Genomic DNA, 20,686 nt, shown 5'->3' with positions numbered 1-20,686 from the left:
TCAAAAGGTAAGATAAACAAGTAGAAAAGAAGAAACAAGATGAGTAAGCTTAAATACCAAATGGTAATTCAGTGGTCTGAGGAAGATGATTGCTTCTTAGTAGGATTCCCTGATTTTCCAGGACAACGCTCGCGGACTCATGGGGATACTTACGAGTTGGCTGTGGCAAATGGAATTGAAGCCTTAGACTCTCTAATTATTGCTTACGAAGCTGTAGGTGATCCACTTCCAGAACCAACAGTAAGTAGGGTGCGTTAACGCAATTTACTAGGTGAGAACTAATGCTGCACCTAACGCACCTTAGTAGCTGGTGACTAATGCTGTACAATTTGCACGCTGGGAGTTTATTTAGATTTCAATAAAATTTTTAGGTGTTATTACTGTTGTTTTAAATTTAGAGAATTTTTATAGTTAAAGACTAAAAATTTTTTAGTAAGCAGAGGCAATAGTTAATATGTCAAATCCAAGAGTTGCAAACATTATAAGACCTAGAATTGCAAGAACTAGATTATCAAGAAATATACAGCAATATCAAGACTTTGTAAATGATGGCTACAACTACATCCTCAATCCAGTAAGCGGGGAATTACATCTCGTTGGTCTAAGTAATTTCCGTGGGCCTCACAACCTTGCATACGCAAATTTAGAAGAGTTCTGGGGTATTTATAATTTAGACGATGATAGCCCAATTTACCATTGTCTCGACGGTACAGAAATCCCGCTCTACTGGCATGACACCAATGAATTTATTGGAAATTATACACTCAATAAATGTAAACACTGTTTTCCAGTGTAGTATTAACCATTAAAAGTATTCAGACCCTTAACAAATCCATATATATTTTCCCATCAGACAGCAAGAAACTTTTACAGATTGTTTCCTACTGCCTGTTTTTGCTATATATATCAATTAGCTTTAATATTCAGCGCGTATTCTTTAAACCTTTCCAAATCAGCTTGAATCGTTGATTCAACTATCCGCCCCAAAAATAAGTTATCCATAATTTTGCCAATTATGCCGGGGATAGCGTAGGAAATGGTCATTTTGACAATGCTACTATTCTGGCGATCGTAAAAGCGAATCGCTCCCTGATTCGGCAAACCATCAATAGATTCCCATTGGATAATTTGGTTGGGAATAACTTTGAGAATTCGGGATTTCCAAGTAAATTCTAAACTGCCCGTCTTTAATTTCCAAAGAGATATATCTGGATTATCTGGCGGAATTTTCACCGAATCAATCCACTTCATCCACCGGGGCATTTGCTCCAAATCAGACCAGAGGCTCCATACTAAATCTATAGGAACTTCCACCTCTACCTGTACAGTATGCTCTAACCAATCTGACATTTTCTCTTCTTCCTTTGCGTCTTTTGCGGTTAGTTATTTCTTCAAACTTTCCAAAATCACTTTTGCCGCCCGCCGTCCAGAAATAGTAGCACCTTCCATGCTGTCGATATAGTCTTGCTGAGTATAACTCCCTGCAAGGAAGAAATTATCTACTGGTGTTTTTTGGTTAGGACGGTACGCATCCATCCCTGGCGCTTCTCGGTAGAGAGACTGAGCAAGTTTTACCACACTATACCAAGTCATATTTAGCTCCCGCGACGAGGGAAACAGTTCATGGACTTGCTTGAGGACATGATGTGCGATCGCTTCATTACTTTGTGCAATAAACGGATCTCCCGGTGTCAGCACTAGCTGTAACAAAGATCCCTGTCCTGGGCGATAATAATCCGCAGGGCTAGTCAAAGCTAAATCAGCAAAACAAGAAAAATCAGCATCGGCTGTGTACAGTAAATTATCTATTCCAGCCGCGTGCAAAAGCTGTTTACGTTGCTCTCCATCATTCAGTTCTGTTACCCAACCATCAAAGCGTAACTGCACTGTTGCCACTGGCACTGCATCCAGTCTGTAAATATTGTCAAATTCTGACCACTTACGCCACTCGTGGGGTAGAATGCGTTGAATTCCTGGAACATCACAGGCAAAAACGTAAGCATCAGCAGTAATAGTCTCTACTCTATCACCTTGGGCAACTACTATACCAGTGACGCGGGTTTGTTCCTCTAACTCAGTAAACTGAATTTCCCGAACTTGCCGACGCGTGTAAACTTTGGTGCCTCTAACTTCTAAATACTCCAGAATGGGCTTGTGCAAATACTCATGCGGAGAACCTTCCAGCATTCGCAAAACTGAAGCTTCAGTTCTGACTGCAAATAGCTGGAATATCGTTAACATACAACGGGCAGACATATTTTCGCAATCAATAAATCCCAATGCATAAGCAATGGGGTTCCACATACGTTTGATGCTGCCATTACTCCCACCGTGACTACGGAACCAGTCGGCAAAGCTAATTTTATCTAATTTGCGGATGGTTTTCATCGCTCCGTTAAAGTCTACCAATCCGCGAACTATGGGACTAGTACCCAAAGCGATCGCATTTTGCAATTTATCCTGCAACGATAGTTGAGAAGTAGTGAAAAATGCCTTTAAGCCATTGAAAGGCGCACCTGTAAGGAAACGAAAATCCAAAGCACCAGTGCGCCCCCCTTTGTTAATAAAAGTGTGGGTATGTTCCTTGAGGCGTAAGTTTTCTAACACCCCCACTTTCTTCATCAAGTCAAATAGTTGGTAGTAGCAGCCGAAAAATACATGCAACCCCATTTCTAGATGGTTGCCTTCTCCATCAACCCAACTGCCAACTTTACCACCCACAAACGGACGAGACTCAAAAATCTCTACTTCACAACCAGCATCCGCTAGATATACTGCGGTTGCTAGCCCAGCCAGTCCCGCACCTACGATTGCAACGCGCATTCCGTCGTTCCTTTTCAGTTTCTTTACAGATTGTAACTGGGTTGGTGTCGGAATTTGCTACTTAATATCAACTCCACCAGTCTATCAAGGCATGGCAACATCGATACTAAAACCTCTTTGATCACTCCTGTTTAATCCCCGTAAATGACTAGACGCGAGAAAAATCGCGTCTGTATCGGCTAGACAAACCTTGTCCATCATGGCAAACTCAAAAAAGTATCATAGCTATTTTTTTGTGGTAAAGCAGTTATCTGGTAAATCGTAAAAGCATCTTCTTACCTGTTTACATCTTTGTTATCGTCGGAGATCGGCAAACTTCTAATCAGTTCGCGAATCACATCGGTTGCAGGTCTACCTGTTTGTTGACAATATTTATCTAGTTTTTCGGCTTCCTGTGTTGCGAGATTGACTGTTATGCGTTTTACGGCCCATTTTTTATTTGTCATTGTCATGCTGCTATCTGCTGTATCTATTTAGTATTTTCGGAAGAGTCCAAGTAATGAGGGAACCGATAACAATATCAGAGTTTGTCGCCGGAAACAAGTAATACCATTAATATTAAAAATGTTCGTTTTGTCAAAGTATTCATCATTTCCTAAAAAAATCAAAAAACTACACTTTCTTTGTTACTATTTTGACAAGATAAACAGCACATAGCTGCTTTTGAAGCTGATAATCCCAATAACAGCATAAGTAAAGCCTGACAAAGAAATTTTATAAATGAATTTGAGACATCTACTTTTGACTCAATCAAGATTTACAAAATTATTCTTTATCGAAAGCATTTGACCTTCTGTGTTAACCAAGTTTGCCAAACCTGCTTTGAGGGAACATCTGGTATGACACCAGAAAATAAAGCTGTAGAATTACGATCATGCTGAAATGCTGGCTTACAGGCGGGTTTTAATGGTCTATAGAGGTCGCAAATAATCACTTAAAAGTAGGCAGATAAGCGATCGCTTTATAACAAATACCCATCTGCCCCATTAATGTAACCAAGAAATTCAAAGCCACGTGAACGGTTATAAATTTTGGCTCCCCTCGATCAAGCTGATTGCTTTTCCGTGCCAATATAGTAGGCACAAAAAAGGGGACAAGACTCAGTTTACTGGGTGTAAATAGCCAAATTTTATGATAAAATTTAACAGCATTATCTGTAATTTTACACAGACGAATGACCTCAAAATAAATATGATGTTATTTGAATGTTGCTGAGAAGAATATTTTAGTTTTATTTCATGCGTTTACACTAACTCATTGTAGAGAAATGATGAAATTTTAGATGTGTTTTCTCCTGCATCAAACTATATAGTTTATGTTAAATTCAGCAATGTTTTTGGCATTTAGAATATTGATTTATCAGCAGGTTATCCGAATCATTTTTTCCGATTAATGTGATAAAGATTCAACAGTTAACAGCTTTTTCATATCTTAAACCAAGAAAAAACTCCTACCAAAAAAGTTTTAAATTTCTACCATTACTTTTTAGTAATTATCCTTGTAAAAACAATGGTCTATTTGAATATTTTTGGGTAGTCTATTTATTATAGCTATGATTTCTATGCTTTAAATAAACTTTATTTAGATACTAAATGAGATAAATTTTACGCTTTATAAAAAAATTACAAAGAAAAATCTCTTACCTGAGCTTTTGCTTAATGATATTGATACATAACAAGATCCTAAGCTCAAAAACTTGTTAAAAAAAAGATTTTGATATTGAAGTGTATCGGCTAGGTTTGATTAAACTGGATTTCGTAAATAATTATCTGGTAATTTGTACTGATTTATACTAAAAAATCTCAAATTAAATTACTGGAAAACTATGAGAATACAGATACTTCATGAAATTTAAGTAAAGTTAACTTTTAATCATTAGTCATCTATTGGCGTTGACATATACATGAATGTGGATAGCAAAGTGCCGCGCTTTAAGAGGTACGCGGATAAATAAAGATAAAAAGTGCTGAGTTGTGAGTAAAGTCGGAGACCTTTCGGTCAGCTCCAGTTAAAAGACTGCCGTGCAGAGCATGTATTAAAACACCAATTCAGAAATCCTGGAAGAACCTCTTCCCCAACCCCTCGATCTTGGCGTCAGCCTGCCGTTAGGCAAGCAAAGAGGGGAGTTTAGCTCCCCCAACCCTACAAGGGGCTGGGGGGTCAGGTTTTTGATTACTAAATCTATCCTCTAGGTGCAACAGTACTAAGTATTCAGTTTACTGACGACACAGTAATGCCACTTGCTCCTCAGTACTGAGTTTGCTCAATATACAAATGAAATGCACATCAACTTAGTTTCTCATAACCACAATTTGAGATTCAAGATTGCGGCAATTCATGCAACTATTCAAATTTAAGTTGGGGCATGAGTTGGAGAGTGCCAATACCTAAATCTTTAGGTGAAAGCGATCGCGCTTCAAACAAAGCCATCATATCTCGTAATTGAGGATTGCCACGAGAAGCTCCTGTTAGTCCTTTGGCAATGATTAAGCCACAGTAGCCCAAAGTATTTTTACACCGCTGATTCCATTTTTCCCGGGCTTCTACATGAATAGGATCTTCATCTAAAAATTCACCGAATAGGAATAATTCGCCATTTTTAGTTTGCAATAAACCGAGGTCGTAGCGATCACCATCGAAGGAGTCGGCACCTGGATTAAAGCAAATTGCTGTTAGTCCACCTGTTGCTTCAATCCTTTCAATTACAATTTTAGCCTTGGGGCGAGAAGTTTGAATTAAAATCACTGGTAAACCATCACCCACTTGTTTGATTTCACCAGCCTTATGGTAGCTGACCCCCTTTCGCAGGTACTCCAACATTTCCCAGGACACTACACCTAAGCTGAGGAAAGAATCTTCCGGTATCAAGTCATCTTGCAATGATTGGAAAGTCGGGGAACCTTGGTTCCCAATCTCCTGTTCTTCGACATCAAAGCCAGCCATTTCCTCTAATTCTGCTGCTAACTGCGGCATGGTAGAGACTGTAACAGCCACTGATTTAATTGATTCTTCCGACTGCGGCAGAGAAATGCGATAGCGACGGCTGAGGGTGGGGAAGGTTTCTCCATGAAGTTGGCGACGGTGATCGCGAATAAAGCGGCTTAGGCTTTCGATCGCAACGAAGATTACAAGTGCTTCTTCCTCATACAAAACAGACCGTAGTCCTTCTAAAGGGTGGATATTACCAAAAGTGGGGTCAATTTCTGATAATGGCAGATCCGCCAAATCAGCTTCTTCGTCTTCGTCTTCGTCTTCATCTTCATCAGTTTCGTCAGTACTCTCAAAGGTGAGAAACAGGCAATCTTGCTTGAGGAATGCTTCTTCTAGATGATCCGTTGATTCTTCATCTTTTAAGACTGCGGCGCGAAACTGTTTTAAAGACTCTTCTGAGCGATAAAACAAAATGCCATACTCCATTCCCAGCATTCCCATGACTGAGGCGTAGAGTGTACCAATATCCCACTTATTAATCTCAATTGATAAAATTTGTTGTTCTTCCAAAAATTCCCAAGGTGCTGCTTGCCAAATTGCAAATGCTTTCTCGCGCAAGATTTGGGCATACTGTGGGGGTAAGTCAGGGGTTTGACTGTCAAGGATGTCGGCGAACCCGCGAAACAGTTCGTCAATTAAAGGCAGTTCTGGTGCGTAGTCAATGGCAATATCTAAATCTTGCAGCACCCCCCGCAGGTAAAATTGGATCTCACGATCTTTGACTACAATCCTTTGGGGTCTAGCAGGTCTTGCCGGACTGTGGGGATGCTCCATTGCTCGCATTAAGGTACGAACTATTGCTTCTGGTCCAACATCTGAAGCTACCACGTCCATTCCTCGAACCACACCTTGGGAGTAATCTACCCAAAGAATGCATTCTCCCTTTTCCTCGGAGTCTGAGTGCTGGTTTGGTGATGACAACGGACGGCGATCGCCCTCCCATACAGAAGGAATTTGAGTTAATTTCTTCAAGCGACGACTGGTAGAGCGATTAAAGCTGGTCATAGAATAAGTTAATCAAAAGAAGCAATTTGGAAGTAAACTTTGGGGATAGCTAGCCTCGGATTAAATTTTTATGGCTGCACCTGAAAGATAGTTGCTTCTCAGGCTGCCGCAAAACTTGAACTTCAGAAATACCGAATGTATAAATACACTGAATCTCTCAATTCTAGAATAGAAATCTTTGGCTGCTTTTGACGGAGTGTTTACAATTTGGCATCTAACGACATCTAAGCCGCTAGAATGAATACAAAAACACCAAGGCCAACCCACAGGCATTAACAAGCCGATACAGGGTAACGCTTAGACTAATTAAGGAGTTAAAAAAGCAGATGACACAAGCTATTCAGGCTCAACAACGCGGAATTCTGTTGAGCGAAGCCGCATTGCACCAGGTAAAATCCCTCCGGGACAAGCAAGGCACAGACTTCTGCTTACGGGTAGGAGTTCGTCAGGGTGGCTGTTCTGGGATGTCTTACATGATGGACTTTGAAGACACTAGCAAGATCACCCCTCAGGATGAAGTCTTTGACTATGATGGCTTCAAAATTGTCAGCGATCGCAAGAGTCTATTATATCTCTACGGCCTAATGCTCGATTACAGTGATGCTATGATTGGTGGTGGTTTCCAATTTACTAACCCCAATGCTAACCAAACTTGCGGTTGCGGCAAGTCATTTGGGGTTTAGTTAAGACCAAAGCCGGAGACTCCGAAAGCTCCGGTCAATAAAGGCATAGTCAAGAGTAGAGGTTTTTTAACTATTGACTATTAAGCCGTGACTAATGACTATTAACTAATGACTATTGATTAATTTACTATGACTCAAACAGTTGAATCCCTGTTTGATACAGGTTTAGAGCGCTATAAAGCTGGAGTTGCAGTAGATTCTTTAATCCCTGTATTTAAAGAAGTGTGCGATCGCGCTCCTAAAACTAGTTCTGCTTGGATTTGTTTAGCGTGGTTATATCTACTCGATAACAAACCCAATTTGGCTTACAAAGCTGCACAGAAGGGAGTCAAATTAAATCCACAAGACCCACAGGCTAGAGTAAATATCGCCTTAGCAATGCTGGAAACAGGTCAAAAAGGTTTACGAGAACACATTGACTTAGCACAACAGCTAATTTTTGTCAACCCAGAATGGCGCGATGAAATAAAAAGCAGTATTGAAGACGGTTTAAGTAGAAAACCAGATTGGCAGAGTTTGATAAAAGTCAAAAATTGGCTGTTGGAGGAGTGAGGAGTTAGGAGCGGAGCCGGAGACGCTCCGCCTCCGGTTAGGAGTTAAATTCAAGTCGGTAATCCTCACTTCTAACTTACCCGTCACTTAGTTAGCAGTCGTAAAATTTAGGGCAATTAGACAAAAGGATAGATGAAAGATAAATTGTTGAATTGGCTAAACATGGTTTTAGTCGCAGATGTTTTTTTGGTTTTATTTGGCTTTGTCTGGTTAGCGATCGCTGCGATCGGTGATGCTGTAGGAGTCAACCTGGGTTTGGATTTATGGCATAAACTGTGGCAACCCGTGTTTAACCCAGCGATTGGCATCCTTATGGGCGGTGCCATTCTCAGCGGTATTATCAGTTGGGTTTCAAGAAGATTTCTCTCTAGTCAATAGTTCAGGGATTGGGCATGGGGCATGGGGCATGGAGCATTGTTAGCTTTCTAACTCCCCTGCTTCTTCCAGTCCCCAGTACCTAATACCTGATACCCAGTCTCTTTGAACTGTGACTTTTGACTCTATGTAAGAATTTGTATTAATGCTGATTGTAAATTCGGGTATTTGTACTCAAAGCCTGTTTCTTCGGTGCGCTTGGGTAGAACTTGCTGACCTTCTAAAACTACTATCGCTCCGTCTCCTAAAAGAGCTTCGATCGCAAAAGCAGGAACAGGTAACCAAGAAGGGCGATTCATCACTCGTCCCAAAGTTTGGCTTAAATCTGCCATTCGGACTGGGTTAGGGGCAGTGGCATTATATACACCTTCTATTTCCGGTTTAGTTAAAGCTTGCAGAATCAGGTTAACTAAATCGTCTACGTGAATCCAAGAGAACCACTGCCGGCCACTGCCAATGGGGCCACCAGCGAAGAGTTTGAAAGGCGGAATCATTTTACCTAAAGCACCACCATTGCCCAGAACAATCCCAAGACGCAGAATTACCAACCGTACACCAGCATCTTTTACCTTTCTCGCTTCTGTTTCCCAGGCTTGGCAGACTTGGGCGAGAAAATCGTTACCAGATAGACTTGTTTCATCAAAGGTTGCGCTTTCACTAGTGCCGTAGTAGCCAATAGCCGAAGCGTTAACTAATACTGTTGGTTTGGGGTTAGCGTTGGCTATTGCTTCAACTAATTTTTGTGTACCTAACTTCCGGCTATTGAGAATTTCTTGTTTGCGTTCCGGTGTCCAACGTCCTTCAGCAATAGGTTCTCCTGCCAAATTAACTACGCCATCACAACTAGCAATGACACTTTGCCAAGAACCAGATGCATTTGGTGTATAGGCAACGATTTCTAGATTGGGAAAAGCCTCGGATGGAAAAACCTTTTGAGCAAAGGCGGTGTTCCGAGCTAATACTACTATTTGATCACCTTTTGCGTGCAGTCGTTGTACTAAACGACTACCAACAAATCCTGTTGCTCCAGTAATTGCGACTTTCATTTTCTACCTCAGCCAAACCTTTATTGTAAAGTTTTTGATCAAACTTTCAGCTTACGGTACTTTCCTTCTCAATAGAAGAGATATGACTGTATATCTGGTAATGCCTGATCTTAAAACTCAAAAACTTTGCTTTTTAATCACTTTCCGTTTAGATGCTTCGGTATTATAGGATGGACGGAGTGTTGCAAGGCGTGGGGCTATTATGGCTCGCTATACCTGTTCATTTATTGTTTCTGTTCCTAGTGACCATCTCCAGCCATTACTTGTAGAACTTCTACAGGACTGTCAGTTGGATATTCAATACCACATGGGTGATTACATTATCGCTCGGGAAGTTCCCGGCAATGTTCCTTTTCCTAAATTGGTCACAGTAGAAGTACTGATTGATAAATCAAAATCTACTGAAACAGAAACCCGGATGAGTATTGTGATTAAAAATGAAGAACTACCACTCCAACTAGATAATTACTGCCGACAAATGTTTGAATTCATCAAGCAGGCTATTGAAAGTAGCCGCCATTGGCATTTGATTGAAAGTCTTGCAGGATAGCTTTAGTAAGTCATTGAATTGACACTCCCACGACTTTAAGCCGTGAGAGTCTCAGACTGTGATTGGTATTTTAGAATTTAATCTCCCACATCTTCTAAATCCTCGGCCATACCGGGGTTTATTAGTGTAATGTCGTACTCGCTCGAATCGGTTTGTCCCAAACGCTGAGTGTTTTTTAAAAGGTAATAAATGGCACGGACTTGAGGGCCAAAAACGATCTCGTCTTCATTTCTGAGATCGTGGGCTGGTATCTTACGTCCATTAATCATCAAACCGTTGGAACTAGGCTTACCTTTGGCATCGCCATCTACAATTCGGTAATAGTAGCTATGACTATTATGCTCTCGTGGCAATCTCACTAATGTGGCATGGCGGCGGGAGACAAACTGCGACATCAAACGGATATTACATTCGCGGTCTCTACCGATAGAGTAGACGGGTTGCTCCAGAGAAAATTCTTTGCGACCTTGATCGTCTTCAATAATTAGTAGATGGTTTTCATTAGTTTCTGCTGCCATTGACAAATTGGTGGAACTGTAATTAATCAAGATTTGTTTAGTATCGTATCCTGCGATTCTCGCGCACCATAAGTCTGTGGTGCTGATCTAAATAAGCTTTAAAATTGCATAATACCTTGAAAGAGTAGAACATGGCCGTTCTACTCCAGTAGCTATGATAGCTTTGGGAAGTGTCTCAAGGGCTTTGTGGGCTGCGTAAAACCCTGACAGGGCGACTCAGTTTAACTTGAGATGGGAATAACCTAGATTTGTGCTGGGAAATTTCACGTGCAAAAGAGTATTCTACGGGTGATGAGCTAATCGCCGTAATAATATTGAGTTTGTGACGACACTAACGGAGCTAAAAGCCATTAAGGCAGCAGCACCAGATGGGTTAAGGACAAAACCCAAACTAGGGAACAAAACACCGGCTGCTAAAGGAATGCCAACTGTATTATATGCAAAAGCCCAGAATAAATTTTGGCGGATTTTGTTGAAAGTGGCGCGACTAAGCTGAATAGATTCGACGACATCGTTTAAGCGATCGCGCATTAGGACAATTTCAGCAGTTTCCATTGCCACATCTGTCCCAGAGTGTAAAGCAATTCCTACATCTGCTTGGGATAAAGCTGGAGCATCGTTGATTCCATCTCCTACCATTGCGACTACTGAGTGCTGAGTTTGGAGTGAGGAATTAGGATTTGCTTTTGTCCCTGCTTGTTGTAGAGACTGGATTGCAGCTGCTTTTTTAGCTGGGGGGACACCCGCTATTACATCAGCACCAGCTAATCCTAGTTGTTTGGCTATGGCGCTAGCTGCTTCTAGGCGATCGCCACTGAGCAGCATTACCCGTAAGCCCATCTCACGCAACTTGTCTACAGTAGATTGGGCATCTGGTCTGAGGGGATCAGAAACAGCAATTAATCCGGCTAAAGTTCCCCCAACTGCTACGCAAACGACTGTTTTACCATCTGTTGCCAAATCCTGTGCTACCTGTTGTGCAGTTTCGCTAATCGCAATGCCGTGCCAACTCAACCAGTCCCAGTTACCCAATAGTACAACTGTGCCCTCTACCAGAGCAGACACCCCTAGTCCCGGTTCCGTGTGAAAGTCCACAGCTTCTGGAATAGATAACTGTTGCTGCTGTGCTTCTTGCTGAATCGCTTTTGCTAGGGGGTGGTGAGTACCGCTTTCTACGGCTGCTGCTATTTGGATCAGGGAGTAGGGATTCCCACTGCCCATTTCTGAAATTAACAGACAATCTGTGACTATAGGATTACCCGTGGTCAGAGTGCCAGTTTTATCAAAGACTACAGTATTTAACTGGTGTACTCTTTCCAAAACATCGCCGCCTTTAATTAACAGACCGCGTTCTGCGCCCATAGCAGTCCCAACAAGAATGGCTGTTGGTGTGGCAAGTCCCAAAGCACAGGGACAGGCGACTACCATAACTGCGATCGCTAGTTTTAAGCTGATTAATAGGGGGGAGTGGGGAGTTGGGAGTGGGGAGTGGTCAGCGTGGCTGATCATTTCCATACCACCAGACATACTGACATCAGTCCAGATGTGAGTACCGAAAAAGTACCAAAAGACAAATGTTAATACAGATGCTGTCAGCACCCCGTAGGTAAAGTAACCAGCTACTGTATCTGCTAATTTCTGTACCGGGGCTTTCCGAGTTTGGGCGGTTTCTACTAAAGCGACAATTTGAGCTAGAGTTGTATCACTTCCAATCCGCGTTGCCTGAATAGCGATCGCTCCTGACTGGTTTAGTGTCCCTCCGGTCACAGGATCTCCCGGTTGCTTGATCGCTGGCACGGCTTCCCCAGTCAGCATTGACTCATCGACCGTTGTTTGACCAACTACCACTTCACCATCGACAGGGATTTTATCACCTGGCAGCACTTGTAACCATTCACCAACCCGCACCTGTTCAGCAGGAATCTCTACACTAGAAGATCCCACTCCGACTTTCTCTGGGTTGGCAATCAATCGCGCTAAGAGTGGCTGGAGTGCTAGCAATTTCCTAAATGCAGCAGCGGCGCGACCTCTAGCTTGTTGCTCTAATGTCCTTCCCAAAAGAATAAAGCCCAGCATCATTACTGGTTCGTCAAAGAAGCATTCCCAACCCATTTGGGGAAAGAGCAGGGCTATTAAACTAGCAATGTAAGCTGTCAGCGTTCCTAATCCCACCAGGGTGTTCATGTTAGGCGCATTTCGCCGCCAGCCCAGCCAGCCATCTACTAAAATCGAGCGACCAGGAATTAATAGCGCCACTGTTGCCAGTCCACAATGAAACCAGATGTTATTTAGCAGTGGCAGCACTGAGCTACCAAGATTACCAAAATGGCCACTTCCCGACAATAACAGCAACATTGCTGCGATCGCCAACTGCCTAACAGAAGAGCGCATTTCTCGGCGTTGTCGTTCTGCTGGGTCTGGTAAGGTAGATATCTCGCCTGCGACTGTGCCCTTAGCTTTTCGGGGTTGAGTCGGGAATCCAACGGCTGTTAATCGTTGTGCTAGTGCATCTGCATCTACCGCACCAGTTTCTGACTCTACAACTGCTACTTCTGTGGCCAGGTTCACACAGGCACTCTTGACTCCTGGATGTTGGGTTAGCTGTCGCTCTACTGCATTCACACACCCAGCACACTTCATGCCCCCAACATCGAGAATAATTTTCTCTAGGATTGGGTCAAATTCTGGGGCTAGCTTAGTTTTCGGAACAAGTTGCATGGCTTGTGTTTAGATTCGCTACAGAAATTCAACGCCTGACTAAAAGCGTCTCTAATTTGAGCGTAGGCGAAATATGGAACTACGACTGTATGTCAACCCTATTAAATTTATTAATTTATCGGATCTCGCTGAGGGTCAATGACGGCTCCAGCGGAGAGAAGTCACATAGATAATAGCTACCACTTGCATTGGCATGAGGACAATCAGGCTTTTCCAAAAATTGTGAATTTCCAAATTAGACATGGCGCTGAAATAGCCAAAGCCCAACAAAAAGAAGAGTATCCATATCAGCTGTTTACGTTTGATAGTTAGCATACCAGTAGAATTCAGAATTTTTTAGCCAAAATATCTATTTATACCTATAAGTCTGTACAGAATACACAATAACTTTAATTAATAGTTACTCAAGAAAGAAGTTTACCCAAGGAGAGTTAATAAAATAAAGATATATTTCTCCAGTTTGTAATAGGTTATACAAACGGAGAATATAGTAGGTCATGATGTAATGTCCGACTAATTAGTTGTCATTACAAATGACAAATTTTTTTCAAATATCCACTCAAGATATATAACTTTACAGAGTAACCCAAGTGTGAGATATAAGTTTTCAGAACCAGCCCTGCTTATTTACAAAGTAGGTATTTACAAATTCTTCAGGGGACTTATTCAAATAGATCATGCCTTCAATTAAACCTACAAGTAACATAATTAAAAAGGCAACCCCGTAGCTAAAAGAACCCCCGACTACTGAAATCACTAACATGATAAAGCCTTGTGGAGCATATCCTAGAATAAATTTATGAACCCCAAATGCTCCAAGAATAATGCCACAGTAACCAGCTAGAAGTTGTTTGGTAGGGTGACTGGGGTTAATATTTGCCATATAAGTACTGCTCCTTGATAAGTCAGATATAAAAATAAAGTCTTTATTGTAATGAAAGCAAGTAACTGTATTTGCTGAATAAATAAATTTTTAATTTTTTCAGTAAAAGTAAGCCTCAAGACAAATAACCAAAATTAGCGTGCTTCTATTTTAGAGAAGACGCTAAAACGTCTTGCGGCATAGCCGGAAAATCTGGCGCTCCTTAATAATTTTTGGTGGATTTGATGAGCACAAACCCTGGTGCGGCAGTTTTGCAGATTTTCAGGTAAAACATTGCTCTTGAGAAGAATGAACCTCAAGAATTAACAAAAACTGCTACACCACTTTTTACAAGTCCATCAGTATTATTTCCGGATTTTTTTCCGATAGCTTCCAGTGGGCGTGAAAGACAATCACACCAATCACTAGACCCGTTATTGGCTAAAATCAGCCGGATGATAATAAATTTAACTAGATAGTTTGTTGTTTATGTTAACAGCATTCTGTGATTTACTTTTGCCATTATATTAATTGGGTTTTCAGCTAGTATTTATGCTTATAACCAATTATTACTAGTAAATTGTTCTTACCTATGGAGATAAAAGCAGATATTTTTGTTTTAAACAACAGTAATTAAAAGGTATTAATTACTACCTAAAACAAATAAACTTAATAATGTACCACTATTCCAGAGGCTGTGGAGGAGCATAGGAGCGAAGAGGTTACGCGATCGCGTGTAGACTACCCCCAACACAATCCCCAATGCGGTCAGTGGCAGAATTTCCGACAAGCTGAGGTGAGCGATCGCAAACAACAAACTGCTGATCAGAATCGATCCCCACACGGGTAAGTAACGAGTTAGAGAGGGTAACAAAAAGCCGCGAAATAGGATTTCTTCAAAAAATGGAGCTGCGATCGCTGCTGTGAAAAAAAATATACCAAGTGCTACACCATCTCGGCTTTCCAACGCTAGTTGCAACAGGGGATTACTACCACCCTGTCCTTGCCATAGCTGTTGATTAATCAAAGATACTACCACAACTATAGGTAAAGCCGCGCAATAGCCTCCCAGTCCCCACAAAAACCAGTTATCTTGAAAACGAAAGCGAAACCAAAATTCAGGTAGTGGAAAAAAGCGCTTGAGAGAGAAATACATTACTAACAGCGCACCTGATGCTACCAGTAAGTAACTAATTAAAACAGAAAAAGCCTGAAGTCGCACATCAATGATGGGACGCGGGATAGGGAGCAGCGATAGCACTAAAGGTACAAAAATTTGCCCCATGAAGAAAAAGCCGATGACAAAAACCTGCAAAACCGTTTCACCATCCCAAGGTGTTGACCAAAGGACATCAGCATTTTGAGCTAGTAACGAGGCTTTTCCTTTCAACAAGCGTTGAGCAAATAATAAAATCAGTAGTATTAGACCAATTAAAGCTGCTAAGGTGGGAATAGTGCCAATAACCGCTAATTTAACTACCGCTTGACTTGCAGATTCTTGTTGTGCAGCTTTAACTGCTGATAAAGCGTCTTGTCGTTGCTGGAGTTGGTATAGCTGAACCAAAGCAGTAGAGCGAAACCAACCTTCTAAATTCTTTTGAATTGGTTGTTCAGCATTTGGGAGCAGACGGGAAGGATTGCTCCACAGTCCACTCAATACAGTGGCGGTTTCTCCAAATTCTGGATTGATATTTGAGCGTTGTTCTAATTTGCTCCAAGTCTTAAGGGCTGTATCCGTCTGTCCTTGCTGTGCTTGTAAAATTCCCAGGCGCAGGTCTAATTCGGCCAGTAATTTTTGTAATTGCTTGAGGGACTGCTGTAACTGTTGCTGTCCCTGTTTAGAGGTTTTAGTAGTGGGAGGAACCTCAGGTAGAGGTTTCGGAGGTATGGGAGTTATTTCAGGTTGAGAGCGTAATTGTGCAAGTTTGTTACTAACTTTGTCCAAATTAACTTGAACTGATTGACGCGCCTCCTCATACTGGTTTGTGGCGCCCTCCAGGGGTTGCTCACCAAGTATCGCTTCCCGAATCGCTTTGAGATTGTCATCGTTGCTATCTTCTAATTGCCAAGCTTGGGCTTGTAGAGCAATATTGGTTTGGTATAGTTCTAGGCGACTTTGGAACTGAGGTTCTTGCCAACTACCGAATAAAGCCGAAACTGCCAACAGAACTGCTATCGGCGTTAGTACAAAAATTAAAACCAACCGCTTGAGTGTCATCTATCCCCCTTTAACTTACCAGTGGAGAGCGCGTCCCCCTTGGGAATTATCGCAAGAAAAAGTCAGAGGTGGATAGATATCATCAATATTATAAGTTTGCGATATCTACAACGGGCTACGCCGAAGCACCCACCATGTTAAATTACAACCCATTGCACTGCTTACCCTCCGCGAAGGATCTGCCCGATTCGGACTATACACCTGTGGACAATGAACTACAAGATTTAATTCCCAGTTTACTCAAAGCCATCCTTGCTTGGTTATGGACAAGCCGGATGGATTGGTTTTTTGGGGTTGATATGGGGATATATAGCAAGGGACTGGGGACTAGGGACTGGGGAATGGGTGAAAAGCCTTTTTGTGTCTAAGTTTTATCATTTGTTAACTTTGAGTTGATTTTGTGGGGTGCGATCGCGTTTTAGTTGTATTTTTGTGAAAGTGATCCGATCGTCTGTATTGCGTGCTATTTTATACTTGGCTAATTCAACCATTTTTATTTGAGGAACTTACGTATGACTATTAGTATTTATGCCTTCTACAACAATAAAGGCGGTGTTGGGAAAACAACGCTTTGTTCTAACGCTGCAACACTTTATGCTGAAAAAAACCCAAAAACCCAAGTTTTAGTTATTGATATGTGTCCTCAAGCAAATATCTCTCAATTTTTGCTTGGAGGTGGTAAAAAAGGATACCAAATCAATCAGAGGCTACAATCTTCAGCTACTAGAAAAAATATAGTTGGGTTTATAGATTGGCTTTTAAAGGGAAACTCAAACTTCCGAAAACCTAATACTTCATATCAAGTTCCTGTGTACCGTTACAATCCAAATATCTCAGAAAATTTATATTTAATAGCTGGTGATTCTTTTTTAGAGTCTCTTTCATTAGCTTTAAACTATGCAGTTATTAATCCGGCAAATATAAAAGCATGGTCAGAATACATGACCGCTATAAAAGGTTATGTGAATATGAGTATAATAGTGAAACTTATAAGGACATGGTTGTTTTTATAGATTGCAATCCCAGCTTTTCTATATATACACAAATGGCTCTAGTTTCTTCAGATAAAATTGTGGTTCCAATGATGGCAGATTTTAGCTCTCTTGAAGGGATAAAAAGTCTTTTCATGCTACTTTTTGGTAAATATCCTTCTGCCGCTTTAAAACAGTATGCTGATGGAATCATTACTTTTAATAATCAAGTAGAACACTTTCAACTTAAATTGCCAGTAATTTACGAGTTTGTTTTTAATAACTATACAATTAAGGATGGAGTTGCAACAGCATTTGATTCTATAAGAACAGAACTAATTGATTTTTGTTACGAGCAATTTAATAAATTTCCTTCATTATTTGCACCTTGTCAACACACCCCAACTTCTAGCAAAGAATGGGAAAACTATTATTTTTCAGGTATAAAAGATTTTCACACATCAGGTAAAGTATCATCCTCTCTTGGAATTCCTATGTCTATGCTTCCCAAACAATCTACATATAGAATGCCAGATGGCAGTGATATTAGACTTCCTATTAATAACTATTCAAAAGCTTTAGAAGAGATAGAATTATTTGTGGACAAGATACACTAAGTTATTCCTAAAAAAGGTTGAATTGCCCACCCCATTATCCTAACTTATCCCGCACCCAAATACGAAATGATTGAAGCAAAGCAATTTCCCCAATACTTTTACTCTGTTCAATAAAACTGCTTATCTCACTGACTGAAACTATTGGAAAGGCAATACTAAACTTACACTCGACATATTGCCCATCTACCAACTGATAAAATTTTAAATTTTGCCCGTCATATCTCCAAAGTTCAGTTACACCCAACGCTGAATAAATCCCCAATTTGTTAACTGAACTGCTGGTAATGTCAATCTCAATTGCTAAGTCAGGCGGCGGATCATTTTCTAAATTTAAAGTTTGCTTACCCCTAATAGCTTGTTTATTCTGGATATAATAGCAAGTATCTGGTTCTATTCCCCGCTTTGATATTTTTCGCTTCAATGTTGTTGAGCCAGCACTTATAATTTCAATTCCTAATTCTTCAGCTAAGACTATAATAAATCGGTCAAACTGAATTTTGGGGTTTTCATGTTCAAAAAGTGGAGTCATGATTTCTAAAACACCGCAGTCATAAGCAAATCTTGAGCCTCTGTCCTCACCTGTATCTCTCAGCAAGGCTTCAAAGGTTTCCCAGCTAATGTTCTGTAGCACTGTTCTTTGTTCCGCAGGCGTTGACTTGACAAGCATATTACAATACTTCTTCTGTCACGATATTAGATAAAATCCCAATAATTTTACCTATGTCATTAATATAATACTCGCTCAAGTCGATTTCAATCACTTGCCCAATGAGCTTTAAAAACTTCCAGTTAGTTCCAGTGGTGACAGTTCCATAAATTGCCTGAATGTTATTACCCTCACGTTCATTAAACAATTTAGCTGCTAACATTTCTGCTACACACTGACCTAATCCTGCATTGATATTTTCTTTCTTAGCTTCTACAATTGTGACAACTGGTGCGTTAAGAATTAGTAACTCTGGTGAACGGCTAATAATAAAATCGCAATTTCCATTTAAACCTTGTGCTGAATCAACAGTAAAATCGATACCAGAAAATAAACTTATTTGATTATTTAAATATTTTCTTACAGCAATTAAAATTGGTGCAATAATCATCTCAGAACGAGATTTTTCAGTATTACTTGCAAGAGCTAAAGGTACATTTTCCCGCAAGACTTCTGCAAGTAATGGTGGACACTCTACTTCATGTACACATGCAAATATATCAATTTGATCAGAAATAGTTAAGCCAAAGGTTTTCCTAACTCTGTCTAAAGTAAAGTCACTGTATGACACTTTAGTTTCTCCTGTAAATAATCCAGATAATTAAATTGTGCCAACTATTAGCAAGATATGTTGCTGATATTTGGCACAATCACTATCTGAATATTTTGTAACTTTAAGCAAGGAAACCCTCAAAAAAGTCCAGAGTTTCTTTCAGTGCTTTGATGAAAATATCAATTTCCTCGCGGGTGTTGTAGAAAGATAGACTTGCTCGTGCGGTTGCAGCAAGACCTAAGTAACGGTGTAATGGTTGAGTGCAGTGGTGTCCAGAACGAATGGCAACGCCTTCTTGATCTAATAATGTAGATAAGTCGTTAGCGTGGACTTCCCCGGCGGTGAATGACGCAAGTGCAGCCCTACCTTCACCTTTAGCATTTGGTTTAGGGCCGTAAATTCTAATTTGGGGAATTTGCTCTAATTGTTGGAACAAATAAGCTGTTAATTCTGCTTCATAGGCGTGGATTTTATCCATGCCGATACTGCTAAGATAATCTATCGCAGCCCCAAGCGCGATCGCTTCTCCAATTGCAGGTGTACCAGCTTCAAATTTATGCGGTAATTCTGCATAAGTGGAATGGTCTAAATATACCTCTGCAATCATCTCACCACCACCAAAAAATGGCGGCATTGATTCTAACAATTCCAACTTGCCATACAAAAATCCTATCCCAGTTGGGGCGCACATTTTATGACCGGATGCTACCAACCAATCACAATCTATCTGCTGCACATCGACAGGGTAGTGGGGAACACTTTGGCAAGCATCAACTAAGAATTTAGCACCGAATTTGTGAGCGATCGCACCAATTTCTTCTACTGGGTTAATACAACCCAAAGTATTGGAAATATGTACCACCGAAACCAATTTTGTTTTGTCAGAAATCAGCTTTTTAAACTGTTCCAAATCAAACGTTTCTTCTGGTGTTAGTTCTACAAATTTAAGTATTGCACCCGTTTTTTGCGCCACCAATTGCCAAGGCACAATATTACTATGGTGTTCCATCACCGAGAGAATAATCTCATCTCCCGGCTGCAAATTGTTCATTCCCCAGCTGTAGGCTACTAAGTTAATCGCCTCACTTGCGTTGCGGGTATAAACGATTTCTTGACGTGATGCAGCATTAATGAATTTAGCAACTTTGTCTCGCGCCCCTTCATAAGCATCGGTAGCTTTAGCACTCAGGGAATGGGCACCACGATGCACGTTAGCATTATATTGCTCGTAATAATCCCGCAGGGTATTTAATACGAACAAAGGCTTTTGCGATGTCGCAGCATTATCGAGATAAACCAAAGGTTTATCGTTAACTTCCTGATGCAAAATCGGGAAGTCAGCACGAACTTGATCAGTAAGGGTTTTGGTAGGAGTGAAAGTCATTGGTAGATTAGTCAAACAATTTGGGATTTGAGACTTCGCCTACGCTCAGTCGAACGATTTTAGATTTTAGATTGACTCCACAGAATTTTGGATTGAAGATTCAAAATCCAAAAT

22 protein-coding genes are annotated in these 20,686 nt (G+C 40.9%); 9 read left to right on the top strand and 13 right to left on the bottom strand.

What is annotated here, in order from left to right:
• The first annotated feature begins 39 nt into the window (after nucleotides 1-39).
• Nucleotides 40-258, top strand: a complete 219-nt coding sequence (locus tag V7K21_RS21050; protein WP_335177172.1) for a type II toxin-antitoxin system HicB family antitoxin — start codon at nucleotides 40-42, stop codon at nucleotides 256-258.
• Nucleotides 259-454: 196 nt separating this feature from the next.
• Nucleotides 455-796 (top strand): hypothetical protein, encoded by a 342-nt coding sequence (locus tag V7K21_RS21045; RefSeq protein WP_335177171.1) that lies wholly within the window; start codon nucleotides 455-457, stop codon nucleotides 794-796.
• Between the two features lie 110 nt (nucleotides 797-906).
• On the opposite strand, the gene V7K21_RS21040 is transcribed toward V7K21_RS21045, so the two are convergent.
• The 4 genes from V7K21_RS21040 to V7K21_RS21025 all read right to left on the bottom strand — a co-directional run bounded on the left by V7K21_RS21040 (nucleotide 907) and on the right by V7K21_RS21025 (nucleotide 6,819).
• On the bottom strand, nucleotides 907-1,350 hold the full coding sequence (locus V7K21_RS21040) for an SRPBCC family protein (RefSeq protein WP_335177170.1): 444 nt from the start codon (nucleotides 1,348-1,350) through the stop codon (nucleotides 907-909).
• Nucleotides 1,351-1,383: 33 nt separating this feature from the next.
• A complete protein-coding gene (zds, locus tag V7K21_RS21035) occupies nucleotides 1,384-2,823 on the bottom strand; it encodes a 9,9'-di-cis-zeta-carotene desaturase (RefSeq protein ID WP_335177169.1) in 1,440 nt (479 codons plus the stop codon).
• Between the two features lie 275 nt (nucleotides 2,824-3,098).
• Complete coding sequence (locus tag V7K21_RS21030) at nucleotides 3,099-3,275, bottom strand: CopG family transcriptional regulator (RefSeq protein ID WP_273768255.1); 177 nt, start codon at nucleotides 3,273-3,275, stop codon at nucleotides 3,099-3,101.
• Between the two features lie 1,891 nt (nucleotides 3,276-5,166).
• A complete protein-coding gene (locus V7K21_RS21025; RefSeq protein ID WP_335177168.1) occupies nucleotides 5,167-6,819 on the bottom strand; it encodes a DUF6930 domain-containing protein in 1,653 nt (550 codons plus the stop codon).
• A gap of 326 nt (nucleotides 6,820-7,145) precedes the next feature.
• On the opposite strand from V7K21_RS21025, the gene V7K21_RS21020 reads away from it, so the two are divergent.
• The 3 genes from V7K21_RS21020 (at nucleotide 7,146) to V7K21_RS21010 (ending at nucleotide 8,432) form a co-directional block, all read left to right on the top strand.
• Nucleotides 7,146-7,502: an iron-sulfur cluster assembly accessory protein gene (locus tag V7K21_RS21020; RefSeq protein WP_179069217.1), complete on the top strand. Its 357-nt coding sequence runs from the start codon at nucleotides 7,146-7,148 to the stop codon at nucleotides 7,500-7,502.
• A 129-nt stretch (nucleotides 7,503-7,631) separates the two neighbouring features.
• Complete coding sequence (locus V7K21_RS21015; protein ID WP_335177167.1) at nucleotides 7,632-8,054, top strand: tetratricopeptide repeat protein; 423 nt, start codon at nucleotides 7,632-7,634, stop codon at nucleotides 8,052-8,054.
• A 132-nt stretch (nucleotides 8,055-8,186) separates the two neighbouring features.
• Complete coding sequence (locus V7K21_RS21010; RefSeq protein WP_334797802.1) at nucleotides 8,187-8,432, top strand: hypothetical protein; 246 nt, start codon at nucleotides 8,187-8,189, stop codon at nucleotides 8,430-8,432.
• 122 nt (nucleotides 8,433-8,554) lie between these two features.
• On the opposite strand, the gene thyD is transcribed toward V7K21_RS21010, so the two are convergent.
• Complete coding sequence (thyD, locus tag V7K21_RS21005; protein WP_335177166.1) at nucleotides 8,555-9,475, bottom strand: thylakoid membrane protein ThyD; 921 nt, start codon at nucleotides 9,473-9,475, stop codon at nucleotides 8,555-8,557.
• A 202-nt stretch (nucleotides 9,476-9,677) separates the two neighbouring features.
• Between thyD and V7K21_RS21000 the strand changes: the two genes are divergently transcribed.
• Complete coding sequence (locus tag V7K21_RS21000) at nucleotides 9,678-10,025, top strand: hypothetical protein (protein WP_298921314.1); 348 nt, start codon at nucleotides 9,678-9,680, stop codon at nucleotides 10,023-10,025.
• A 77-nt stretch (nucleotides 10,026-10,102) separates the two neighbouring features.
• Here the strand turns inward: V7K21_RS21000 and V7K21_RS20995 are convergent, their stop codons facing one another.
• The 5 genes from V7K21_RS20995 to V7K21_RS20975 form a co-directional block, all read right to left on the bottom strand.
• Nucleotides 10,103-10,600 carry an FHA domain-containing protein gene (locus V7K21_RS20995; RefSeq protein ID WP_335112347.1) on the bottom strand — a complete coding sequence of 166 codons (498 nt, stop codon included), beginning with the start codon at nucleotides 10,598-10,600 and terminating at the stop codon, nucleotides 10,103-10,105.
• Between the two features lie 225 nt (nucleotides 10,601-10,825).
• Nucleotides 10,826-13,261: a heavy metal translocating P-type ATPase gene (locus V7K21_RS20990; protein WP_335177165.1), complete on the bottom strand. Its 2,436-nt coding sequence runs from the start codon at nucleotides 13,259-13,261 to the stop codon at nucleotides 10,826-10,828.
• Between the two features lie 135 nt (nucleotides 13,262-13,396).
• Nucleotides 13,397-13,576 carry a hypothetical protein gene (locus V7K21_RS20985; RefSeq protein WP_335177164.1) on the bottom strand — a complete coding sequence of 60 codons (180 nt, stop codon included), beginning with the start codon at nucleotides 13,574-13,576 and terminating at the stop codon, nucleotides 13,397-13,399.
• 292 nt (nucleotides 13,577-13,868) lie between these two features.
• On the bottom strand, nucleotides 13,869-14,144 hold the full coding sequence (locus tag V7K21_RS20980) for a TM2 domain-containing protein (RefSeq protein ID WP_273768245.1): 276 nt from the start codon (nucleotides 14,142-14,144) through the stop codon (nucleotides 13,869-13,871).
• 622 nt (nucleotides 14,145-14,766) lie between these two features.
• On the bottom strand, nucleotides 14,767-16,341 hold the full coding sequence (locus tag V7K21_RS20975; protein ID WP_335177163.1) for a CPBP family intramembrane glutamic endopeptidase: 1,575 nt from the start codon (nucleotides 16,339-16,341) through the stop codon (nucleotides 14,767-14,769).
• A 68-nt stretch (nucleotides 16,342-16,409) separates the two neighbouring features.
• Between V7K21_RS20975 and V7K21_RS20970 the strand changes: the two genes are divergently transcribed.
• The 3 genes from V7K21_RS20970 (at nucleotide 16,410) to V7K21_RS20960 (ending at nucleotide 17,929) form a co-directional block, all read left to right on the top strand.
• Entirely contained in the window at nucleotides 16,410-16,709 is a 300-nt protein-coding gene (locus V7K21_RS20970) for a hypothetical protein (RefSeq protein WP_335177260.1), read from the top strand.
• Between the two features lie 144 nt (nucleotides 16,710-16,853).
• Nucleotides 16,854-17,354, top strand: a complete 501-nt coding sequence (locus V7K21_RS20965; protein ID WP_335177162.1) for a ParA family protein — start codon at nucleotides 16,854-16,856, stop codon at nucleotides 17,352-17,354.
• A 32-nt stretch (nucleotides 17,355-17,386) separates the two neighbouring features.
• Nucleotides 17,387-17,929, top strand: coding sequence for a ParA family protein (locus tag V7K21_RS20960; protein WP_335177161.1), 543 nt, complete (start codon nucleotides 17,387-17,389; stop codon nucleotides 17,927-17,929).
• A gap of 34 nt (nucleotides 17,930-17,963) precedes the next feature.
• On the opposite strand, the gene V7K21_RS20955 is transcribed toward V7K21_RS20960, so the two are convergent.
• The 3 genes from V7K21_RS20955 to V7K21_RS20945 all read right to left on the bottom strand — a co-directional run bounded on the left by V7K21_RS20955 (nucleotide 17,964) and on the right by V7K21_RS20945 (nucleotide 20,572).
• Nucleotides 17,964-18,596 (bottom strand): Uma2 family endonuclease, encoded by a 633-nt coding sequence (locus V7K21_RS20955; protein ID WP_335177160.1) that lies wholly within the window; start codon nucleotides 18,594-18,596, stop codon nucleotides 17,964-17,966.
• 1 nt (nucleotide 18,597) lies between these two features.
• Nucleotides 18,598-19,206 carry a hypothetical protein gene (locus tag V7K21_RS20950; protein WP_335177159.1) on the bottom strand — a complete coding sequence of 203 codons (609 nt, stop codon included), beginning with the start codon at nucleotides 19,204-19,206 and terminating at the stop codon, nucleotides 18,598-18,600.
• Nucleotides 19,207-19,309: 103 nt separating this feature from the next.
• The gene (locus V7K21_RS20945; RefSeq protein WP_335177158.1) at nucleotides 19,310-20,572 is read right to left on the bottom strand and encodes a cysteine desulfurase; all 1,263 of its coding nucleotides are present in this window, start codon (nucleotides 20,570-20,572) and stop codon (nucleotides 19,310-19,312) included.
• Nucleotides 20,573-20,686 lie beyond the last annotated feature (114 nt).

It is taken from the genome of Nostoc sp. (assembly GCF_036919595.1).
In the GTDB taxonomy this organism is placed as follows: Bacteria; Cyanobacteriota; Cyanobacteriia; order Cyanobacteriales; family Nostocaceae; genus Nostoc.
The sequence above is the reverse complement of the archived record's forward strand: the minus strand, read 5'-3'. Positions and strand labels throughout refer to the sequence as shown.